The organism is Amycolatopsis sp. NPDC005232, assembly GCF_040607795.1.
In the GTDB taxonomy this organism is placed as follows: Bacteria; Actinomycetota; Actinomycetes; order Mycobacteriales; family Pseudonocardiaceae; genus Amycolatopsis.
The window spans coordinates 128,801-138,551 of sequence record NZ_JBEXHL010000027.1 but is presented as its reverse complement, the minus strand read 5'-3'; the positions used below and the strand labels follow the sequence as shown (position 1 = coordinate 138,551).

Annotated in this window: 7 protein-coding genes and 1 pseudogene; 4 read left to right on the top strand and 4 right to left on the bottom strand. The window is 71.5% G+C overall.

Features of this window, described 5'->3' with window-relative positions; translation table 11 throughout:
* Positions 1–575, bottom strand: a pseudogene (locus tag ABZU76_RS37410) (type VII secretion protein EccC); the annotation flags it as partial.
* 404 nt (positions 576–979) lie between these two features.
* Here ABZU76_RS37410 and eccD point away from each other — a divergent pair.
* Positions 980–2,347: a type VII secretion integral membrane protein EccD gene (eccD, locus tag ABZU76_RS37405; protein ID WP_220246107.1), complete on the top strand. Its 1,368-nt coding sequence runs from the start codon at positions 980–982 to the stop codon at positions 2,345–2,347.
* Positions 2,348–2,355: 8 nt separating this feature from the next.
* Positions 2,356–4,014, top strand: coding sequence for a S8 family serine peptidase (locus tag ABZU76_RS37400; protein ID WP_354878528.1), 1,659 nt, complete (start codon positions 2,356–2,358; stop codon positions 4,012–4,014).
* A gap of 66 nt (positions 4,015–4,080) precedes the next feature.
* Here the strand turns inward: ABZU76_RS37400 and ABZU76_RS37395 are convergent, their stop codons facing one another.
* Genes ABZU76_RS37395 through eccB form a run of 3 tightly spaced genes read right to left on the bottom strand, consistent with a single transcriptional unit; the run spans position 4,081 to position 7,225 of the window.
* Entirely contained in the window at positions 4,081–5,202 is a 1,122-nt protein-coding gene (locus ABZU76_RS37395) for a WXG100 family type VII secretion target (RefSeq protein ID WP_354878525.1), read from the bottom strand.
* Entirely contained in the window at positions 5,199–5,528 is a 330-nt protein-coding gene (locus ABZU76_RS37390) for a hypothetical protein (protein ID WP_354878522.1), read from the bottom strand. The genes ABZU76_RS37395 and ABZU76_RS37390 overlap by 4 nt, the downstream gene beginning before the upstream one ends.
* Positions 5,529–5,581: 53 nt before the next feature.
* Positions 5,582–7,225 carry a type VII secretion protein EccB gene (eccB, locus tag ABZU76_RS37385; protein WP_354878519.1) on the bottom strand — a complete coding sequence of 548 codons (1,644 nt, stop codon included), beginning with the start codon at positions 7,223–7,225 and terminating at the stop codon, positions 5,582–5,584.
* A gap of 543 nt (positions 7,226–7,768) precedes the next feature.
* On the opposite strand from eccB, the gene eccE reads away from it, so the two are divergent.
* Both eccE and ABZU76_RS37375 read left to right on the top strand, forming a co-directional pair.
* Positions 7,769–9,007: a type VII secretion protein EccE gene (gene eccE, locus ABZU76_RS37380; protein ID WP_354878516.1), complete on the top strand. Its 1,239-nt coding sequence runs from the start codon at positions 7,769–7,771 to the stop codon at positions 9,005–9,007.
* Positions 9,004–9,723, top strand: coding sequence for a hypothetical protein (locus ABZU76_RS37375; RefSeq protein ID WP_220246102.1), 720 nt, complete (start codon positions 9,004–9,006; stop codon positions 9,721–9,723). The genes eccE and ABZU76_RS37375 overlap by 4 nt, the downstream gene beginning before the upstream one ends.
* The last annotated feature ends 28 nt before the right edge of the window (positions 9,724–9,751 follow it).

The following is a 9,751-nucleotide window of genomic DNA, read 5'->3' as shown; positions in this document are numbered from 1 at the left end:
CGCAGCGCCAGGGTCGCGATCGGCTCCAACTCGTCGACCGGGCCGGTCTGCGGCGGCACCAGCCGCGTGGCGAGGCGATGCGAGCTACGCCCGACGCGCAAGTGCAGGAAATCCTGATCGTTCTGCCGGCGCTCCCACATACGGCGACTCGCCGCCAGCGACCACAACGACTGCGGGTCGGGGTGCACCCACTCCAGCGCGGCACGCTGATCGACCATCGCCTCGCGGGCGCGGTCGCGCATCTGGCCCAGGTACCGCAGGTAGTCCTTGCGGTCCTCGTCCATCTCGGCCTTCTTGGCCCCGCCGCCCTTGCCGCCACCACCGGCGAGCATGCCGACGGTGCCCATGAGCATCATGCCGCTCATCATGATCGTGGTCGGGTTCTTGCCACCCGCCGTGAACATGAAGACCATCATCCCGAGCGAGGCGAAGATCATCACGCCCGGAATCGCCTTCGCGACGATGTTGCCCGGGATCGTGCGGGGTACTTCGGGTGGGGGTTCGAGGTGCACCTCGCCGCCCGGCGGGCGCGGCGCCGCCAACCTCGGCGACTTCTTGAACTGAAGCGTGCTCATCGAAGGACCCCTCTATTCCAACTCGACGATTGCCGGCCGGCTCCTGCGCTCGGGCGCGCGTGACAACCTATCGAACGTCGCCGGGGATTTCCGGCCAACGCCCGGAAGTGCACCGAGCTTGCCCCCTCGTCGGATACTTACGGACACCGGCACGTCCGGCACCTCGCCCGCGAACCCGTTTCCTCTGATCCCCGGAGTGTACGGCCCACCACCGACAGCGAAGACCCGAATCGCCCGATCCCACCTGGTCGCGCCGCCCGTCCGTCGTCCGGCAGGTGTACTTTCGCCAAGGATTTTCGGACAGTCGATGATCCCGGCTCCAGGGTTCGGTATAAGTTGCCCCGGGAGTTGACTCTTCAGAGCGGGGGCATCTAGTGGCAACGGGCACGACGGTATTCAGCAGGGTGACGGTGGTCGCACCGAACACCCGGATCGACGTCGCGCTACCGGCCGACGTCGCGGTGGCCGACCTGCTGCCGATGCTGCTGGAGATGGCCAAGGAGACCTCGCCCGACGGCGGCGCGCGCCACGGCGGCTGGGCACTGGCCAAGCTCGGCGACGCCCCGCTCGACCCGAGCCGCACGCTGGCGTCGCTCGGCGTCGTGGACGGCGAGCTGCTGCAGCTGCGCAAGCGCAACGAGAACCCGCCGCCGCCGCTGTACGACGACGTGGTCGACGCCATCGCCGAGTCGACGCCCGACAGCTTCCGCCCGTGGACCAAGGAGACGGCCCGCCGCTTCGGGCACGTGGCGGGCGGCCTCGCGCTGTTCATCTCGGCGCTGGCGCTGTTCATGAGCGGCTCGCTCTACGGCGGCAGCGCGCTCGCCGCGGCCATCGCCGGCGGCCTCGGCGCGATCGCCTGCGTGGCAATCGGCGCGACGCTCGCGAAGGGCTACCAGGCCGAAGGCACCGGCGTGCTGATCGCCGCCGCGGGCGGCCTGCCGCTGGCCTTCGTGAGCGGCTTCTACATCGTGCCCGGCCTTTCGGTCCGCGCGAACCTGCTGCTGGGCGCGGTGCTCGTGCTCATCGTCTCGGCGGTCTGCATCCTCATCATCGGCGCCGGCATCCGCATCTTCATCGCCGCGGCGACGGCCGGCACCTTCGGCGCGATCGCGTTCCTGGTCGCGACGCTCGTGCCCGGCGCGACTCCCGCGGGCGTGGGCGCCGGTGCGGTCGCCGTGTCACTCGCCTGCATCTCGATCCTGCCGCGCGCCACGATCTGGCTCGCGAAGCTCCCGCTGCCGCACGTGCCCAGCACCGCGGAGGAGCTGAAGGAAGACTCCGGTTTCCCGGACTACGAGGCCATCGAGCAGCGCACCGCGATCGCCCACGACTACATGACCGGCCTCATGATCGGCTGCGGCGCCACCACGGCGATCTCCGCCGTGTTCGCCGCGACCGCACCGGGCTACTTCGGGGTCATCCTCGGGGTGATCGCCACCCTCGTGCTGCTGCTGCGCGCCCGCGCGTACGCCAACGGCGCGCAGGCCATCGCGCTGCTCACCACCGGCATGGTGTCCGCGGCCGGCATCCTCGTCGGCTGGCTCTTCGCCACCACGGCGGAGTTCCGGCTGCTGTACGTGTTCGGCGCCCTGATCGTGGTCGCCGCGGGCTCGCTCGTGGTCGGTGTGATCTTCCCGAACCAGCGCTTCTCGCCGCCGCTGCGGCGCACCGTGGAGATCCTCGAGGCGATCTGCATCGCGGTCGTGCTGCCGCTCGCGCTCGGCGTGATGGACCTCTACACGACGCTGCGCCACCTGAACCTCAAGTGAGGCAGCAGATGCGCGCGCGACGTCCGCTCGTCCGGCGGCTCGGGATCGGTGGCCGCACGGGTGTCGTCCTGCTCGCGGCCGGGCTGGGGGTGCTGTCGCCGTTCGCGCTCGTCTCGCCCGCGTCGGCCCAGCAGGACACCGGTGCCGCTGGCACGTGGGCCATTCCGCCGCAGGTGGACGACAGCGTGCTGCCGAACGACGACCGCAGACCGGACAAGCCCTACCAGAAGAAGACCGAGTGCGTGAAGCGCAGCCTCGGGCAGAACATCGAGATCAACACGATCCCGTGGGGCCAGAGCTACCTGCAGCTGGACAAGGCCCAGCAGATCGTGCGTTCGGCCAAGGGCACGGTCGGCGGGGGCATCACCGTCGCCGTGGTCGACACCGGCGTCACACCGCACCCGTGGTTCCAGAGCCGGGTCGAAAGCGGCGGTGACTACGTCGCGACGCCGGACAACGGCGCCCTGCCCGGGCTGCAGGACTGCGACGGCCACGGCACCGAGGTCGCCGGCATCATCGCGGGCAACCCGCAGGACCCGAAGGTCGGCTTCATCGGGGTCGCGCCCGACGCCACGATCCGTTCGTACCGGCAGCTGAGCTCGAACTACGCCGTCGACGAGAACGCCTCGAACAACACCGGGCAGCCCGGTGACACCGGCACTCCGCCCGGCAACCAGAACGGCAACACTCCGCCCAGTGGCCAGAACGGCGGCCAGCTCCCGGGCAACGGCGGCGGTGGCGGCCAGGTCGGCGGTGAGCAGGGCGGTACCGCTCCCCAGCAGGACGACAAGGGCGACACCCGTCAGCTGCAGAAGGAAGGCACTGCGGGCACGCTGCAGACGCTGGCCGAGATCATCCACGGCATCGCCCAGCGGGGCGAAGCCAGCGTGATCAACATGTCGGTGGACCACTGCCGCGCGGCCGACGGGACCGGCAGCATCCAGACGGGCGAGCAGCAGGTGCAGGCCGCGGTGCATTTCGCGGCCGAGCACAACGTGGTTGTCGTCGCCGCCGCGGGCAACGTCTCCGACGACTGCCCGCAGAACGACCAGGCCGACCCGAACAAGCCGCGCTCGATCGTCACGCCGCCGTGGTTCGCCGACGACGTGCTGTCGGTCGGCGCGATCGACGAAACCGGCGGCGTCGCGTCGTTCAGCGTGCACGGGCCGTGGGTCGGCGTGGCCGCGCCGGGCACCGACATCGTGTCGCTCGACCCGGCCGAGGGCTCGACGGGCCTGGCCAACCTGACCATCGATGGCACCCAGCAGTCGCCGATCCAGGGCACGAGCTTCGCCTCGCCGTACGTGGCCGGGGTGGCCGCGCTCGTGCGCCAGATGTACCCGCAGCTCAGCGCACGCCAGGTGATCCAGCGCATCGAAACCACCGCGCAGCACCCGGCCGCACCGGGCGGGCGAGACGACTTCGTGGGCTACGGCGTGATCGACCCCGTGGCCGCGCTCACCGCGAACCTGCCGAACGACGTCGGCGAGCTCGCGAAGCCGAAACCCGTGGTGCAGACGGCGGTGCTGCCGCCGGCCGACTCGATGAGCTCGACGCCGATGATCGTGGCGCTGGCCGGCACCGGCGGCGGCATCGTGGCGCTGCTGATCACGCTCTTCGTGATGCACACGATCCGGCGCAACCGCCCGACCGGCCCGCCGAGCTGAGCAGTACCCGACCGAAGACGCTGAAGGGGCCGTACACCGCGGAAATGCGGTGGACGGCCCCTTCGGTCAGTTCTGGGGTTTCTTGGCCTTGGCGGGCTTCTGAGGGTCCTCGCCGATCACGGGTGGCGTGACCGGCGCGGGATCACCGAGGAGCTCGGAAGGCTTGGCGGGCGTGCGGTTCTTGGCCTGGCGCGTGCCGCCACCGCCGCCGCCCATCCCGCCGCCGCCCATGCCCATGCCTCCCATCGGCATCATGGGCATCATCGACATGCCGCCGGACTCGTTCTGCGCGACCGGCGCGGGCGCCGGGGCAAGCCCTTCGGGCCCGATCGGCGGCACGCCCGCCTGGCCCTGCGTGAGGCGAGGGTCCGCGCCGGTTTCCTTGCCCTGGTGGGGTTCCTCGGCCGCGGACGCCGAAACGGAGTCGTCGGCCGACGGTGTCGTGGCGTCGGTATGGGTCGCTGCGGTCGCGGCTTCCGCGTGGACCGCGCCGAGGTGAGTTGCGGCCTGCTGAGCCGCGCCGTCGTGCGTCGGCTGCTCCGATGTGGACGGCCCCGCGGTGACCGCTGAGGGCTGCTGCGCCGGCGCGGAATCGCCTCCGTGCAGCCGGAACTGCTCCCGCGGGTAGTGCTGCCGCACGGCGATGCTCGACTGCTCCCCCGCCGGTGCGTCCACGCCGTTGCACAGCTGCGCGAAGTGCTGCAGCACGTCCTCCGCCGCGTCGTAGAGCGACTTCACCGACTGCTCGGTCTCGCGCAGCTGCGTGCGCGAGCGGCTGACGCCACCGACCGGCAGCATCGCCGACTCCGACAGCAGGTCGGCCGAGTCCACGAGCACGTCGGCGGCGTCGCCGACGATCTTGCGCAGCGATCCGGCCAGTTCCTCCAGCGCGCCCGCCAGCTCGTCCAGCGCGTCTTCGACGCCTTCGCTCGCGGACCGGATTTCACCCAGGTAGGTGACAAACGCGTCGGCGTCCTCCCCGGACCACGACGCGTCGAGCCGGCCCAGCTCGTCGGCCAGGTCGGCGGAAACGCCGCCCGCCGTCTTCGCCGCGGTGCGCAGGCGCTGCGCTTCTTCGTCGAGCTCGGTCCAGCGGCCGACGAGCGGCCGGTAGTACGTCTCGACGGGGTCGGTCACGCCGAGCTCACCCGCGAGCTCCGACACGAACGTCAGCGACGGCTCGGTCACGACAGCCCCCCGGCGCGCTTGATCTGCTCGGCCGCATCGGCGTCACGCTGGGCGTGACCGGCGGTGAGCTGGTCCAGCGCCTCCGCGGCCGAACGCAGCGCGGCCGCGCCTGCCTGCAGCTGCTGCCGCAACGCCCCGGACGCCTGCGCGTACGACTGGTCCAGGCCGAGCCGGCCACCGAGGTCGCCGTATGCCTCGACCGTGATCGCTCCCGCACCGACGCCTGCCGCGGCCGTGTCCAGCTCGTCGGCGGCCACCGCGACCTTGGCCGCGTAGCCGCCGACGATTTCGCCGTCGATGTTCAGCGCGTTGTTCCTCGCTGCCACGACATCCCTCCGCTCACCCGACTGTCTTCGAGTGTGACGGACGCGAACCCGCTTCAGTTCCCGGCCGGCTGACCGGCTTGCTGGTTGGGCGGCGGCTGGAACGAACCCGCGTTCGGGTCGATCGGCACCGAGTCGAACTGCTTCATCACGTCCTGCGTGTTCAGCGACGAACCCGTGGGCAGCAGACCGATGATCGACTCCGGCGCGGGCTGCGCTTCGGTCAGGCCGAGCGCGGCGGCCGTCGCCTGGTCCGGCACGCCGTACCGGAGGCCGCGGTCGCTGATCAGCTGGATGGGGCCCTTGAAGAACGTCGCGCTCGACTCGGTGGCCGACTGCACCACGGCGCCGAAGCCCGGCGGCATGTAGAAGCCGGTGATCGGCAGGCCGTTCGGCCCGGTGTTGCTGACGCTCTGGATCTTGCTCGAGCCGTCGGCGTTCGTCGTCTCGGCCGGCAGGCCCTTGCTCACGTACACCGAGGTGTGGGCCGTCTTCTTGTTGACGTCCAACGACCAGCCGAGGCACGCCACCGGCGAGCCCTGCGTGGCGTCGAGCACAGTCGGGGTCTGCTCGGGGTAGTTGTCGACCTTCACGAACCCGGCATCGGTGGGCTGCAGCCGCGGGACGTTGTTGATCTTCTCCAGGCCGAGGTCGGTGATCTTGGTCCCGCCGCCGTTCTTCGCCGTGCGGACGATGTCGGCGACCGCGGACGACACCTTCTGGATGCCGTTGCGGGTGATCAGCCAGAAGTCCGGCTGTGCGCCCGACGGAGTCGTGGAGAACACGTCGCCGACGGTGAGGCCGTCGAAGTCCTGCTGCGGCGCTTCACCGGCACCCTCGACGACCGGCGGCACCAGCTTGCCGACGTCGGGGATCGCGTTGAGGAACGCCTGGGAAGCCTTGCGTGCCTTGGCCGGCAGCTGCAGCGCCGCCCGCACCGGGTCGTTGTCGCCGAGGTCGACCTCGGCGCGCACGGTGTTGGCGTCGGGCCGCGCCTGCGTGGCCTGCAGGCGGTAGATCAGGTAGGTCTTGCCGTCGTCCGCGCGGGCGAGCAGCGCCTGGCCCTTCGCGAGTTCGGTGCCGACGTTCGCGACGCCGCCGATCACGGTGGTGTCGGTGCGGTGCACGCTGTCGGGTTGCGGCAGCCGCGGGTCGAGCGCCACCTGGTCGCACACCGCCCAGTTGGGGGAAATGCGCTGGGTTGTATCGGGCAGAAGTTGTGGCCCATCGGGAATGCCGGTCAGCTTCTCGCGCGGAATATTCTTGAGCTGTTCATCGGAGACGACGGTCGGAATCACCGCCGCGGCCGGCGCGGCATTCGACGCGGGCTGCGCTCCGCCTTGTGCGCCTTGCGTCTGCTGCTGCGACTGCGCGAGCAAGATCAGGCGCGCGGAAGCGAGGTTGAACGTCGGAATCAGCTTTTGCGGATTGCCCGTGACCACGTAGACGGTGCCGGACTGCTCACCGATCACGATGCCGCCCGACGCCGGCACGGCGGGAGCCGGGCTGAGCAGGGCGATCAACACGAAAACGACCGCGCCGAGCACACCGAGGATCACCCCGACGACGGTCGCCCGCGAGTGCGTGCGCATCGGGTCGTGGAGCATCACCGCGTCGCGGCGGACGAGCGCCGACTGCATCCGGCGCATGACGAACTTGTAGGCCTGAACCTGACTCTTAGTCGTGGGTGTTGATGGCATTCTCGACCTACAGTCCTCCCCGTCGCGGTACGGTTCCGCAGGATAGCCGTACGGGGACCGTCTGGTGTGGGGTTTCTACCAACTCAAGCTAGGGTCGGACACCTCGGGACCGGCTTTCCGGGAACGTAGCACTCACGAGGGGAAGAGAACGCGCGGATGTCCGTCACCACGCCTCCACGTCCGCCAGGGCCCCCCGGGCCACCGCCACCCGGAGGACGTCCTCCGGGTCCGCCGCAGCGGCCGGGCAGAGCAGGCGGACCGGGCGGACCCGGTGGCGTGCCGGGCGGACCGGGCGGCCCCGGCGGAGTCCCGCGTGGACCCGGTGGCCCGGGCGGACCCGGTGGCCCCGGAGGACCCGGCGGGCCCGGCCCCCGTGGTGGAGGCCCGGGTGGGCCCGGAGGACCTGGCGGCCCTGGCGGACCCGGTGGCCCTGGAGGTCCGGGGGGACCTGGCGGGCCCGGCGGCGGTTCAGGCGGACCCGGTCCTGACGGCCCCGGTTCCGGTGGCTCGCCGCAGGGCGGTGGCACCGCGACCGCGACCCGCATGTCCCCGCCTTCGCGTCAGCGGTCCGGCGGCATCAACCTCGGCCCGCTGCCCGTGGCGAACCTCGTGCTCCTCGAGGTGGGTGTCGCGATCGGACTCGTGCTGCTCGCGATCAACACCGACCAGCTGAAGTACATCGCCATCGGCGTCGCCGCCGTTTTCCTCATCTTCGCGTTCCTGCGCTGGGGCGGGCGCTGGTTCACCCAGTGGCTCGGTCTCACGCTGCGCTACCGCTTCCGTTCGCACGACCGCGTCGCGACCCCGCCGCCGCCCAGCAGCCTCGAAGAGCTGGCCGCGGAGAACACCACGGTGACGGGCCCGGACGACGCGCGCGTGAACCTGCTGCGCCTGGCCGTGCCGGACCTCGTGGTGGCGCACGGCGTCGACCACGAGCGCCAGCAGGTCGGCCTCGCCTGGAACGACGGCACGTGGACGGCGGTGCTCCTCGTGGAGCCGACGCCCGCGCTGATCACCCAGGCCGGCGGCGCGCCGAGCCTGCCGCTGTCGGCGCTCGCGCCGTGCCTCGAGGACCGCGGTGTGGTGCTCGACTCGATCCAGATGATCTGGCACAGCTACCCGGGTTCCGCGGCGCTGCCGTCGGACTCGCCGGCGCTCAGCTCGTACATGGAGGTGCTCGGCCCGCTGCCCGCGGCGGCCCGGCGCACCACGTGGATCGCGATCCGCCTCGACCCGCGCCGCTGCGCGGAGGCGATCCGGGAACGCGGTGGCGGCGTCGTCGGCGCCCACCGCGCGCTGATCGGAGCGCTGTCGCGCGTGCGCAACGCGTTGGAGTCGCAGGGCGTGCCGACGCGGCCCCTGGACCCGGACGAGCTGCTGCGCGCCAGCATCTCCGCCGCGGAGCTCACGGCCGTCGCGGGTTCGTCGACGAAGGTCACGCTGCAGGAGAGCTGGACGGGCGTCACGGCGGCCGGCATCGGGCACTCCAGCTACGCGATCACGAGCTGGCCGAAGGGCAAGATCACCGGCAGCCTCGACGCGCTCACAAGTGTGCGCGCGCTATCGGCCACGGTCGCCATGTCGATTTCCCCCGCCGCGGACGAAGGCCGCATCGGCCTGCGCGGCGTGGTGCGCGTGAGCGCCCGCAACCCGCGTGAGCTCGAGGCCGCCGACCAGCGACTCAAGTCCATTTCGGAGCGGCTCGACGTCGACCTGACGCCGTTGCGGGGCCTGCAGATCTCCGCGTTCGCCGCGACCCTGCCGATCGGAGGTACGGCATGAGCACGCGCCTTCGCGACGCCGGGCAGAACCCTGGCGTGGCCCCGGAGTTCACCGTCGACCCCGCGATGCTCGACGCGATCAGCCCCTCGGGCGACCGCGGCGGCATCGTCCTCGGCTCAGGCCTGAAGGGCGAACCGCTCACCATCTCCGCCCTGCGCTCCACGCCGACGCGCATCGTGCTCGTGGGCGGGCTGTACCTGGCCCGTCAGGTGGCGCTGCGCGCGATGGCCGTCGGTGCGTGGGTGGTTGTGGCCACCGGGCGTCCCGCGGCCTGGCAGGTGCTTTCCCAGGCCGCCGGCAACCGCGACGGCCGGCCCTCGCCCCTGGTGCAGATCCGGCGTCTGTCGCCGGTCGAGCTGCCGCGCCCGTCGGAGGACGCGCCGCTGCTCGTGGTCACCGACGGCGGCCCGACCCCGCAGGACCTCTTCCCGCCGCGTTCGCCGTGGCAGACGACCGTCTACGTCCTGCCGTACCTGCACCCGCAGGCCGGCGCGACGGCCAACGCCGCGGACCTCGTGCTGATGCAGCGCCTGCCCGCCGGCCAGGCCGAGCTGGCGGCCCGCATCTGGCGCCTGCCGCCGCAGATGATGCGCCAGCTGACCACGCTGAAGGACGACCAGGTCGTGGCGCTGGGCCGCAACCTGTGGCGTCCGCTGCGCCTGGTGACGACGCAGAAGGAACAACAGCTGCTCGGCCCGGTGCGCCGGGGCGACTGAGCCGGTTTCGCTTGTGGTGAAGGCCTCC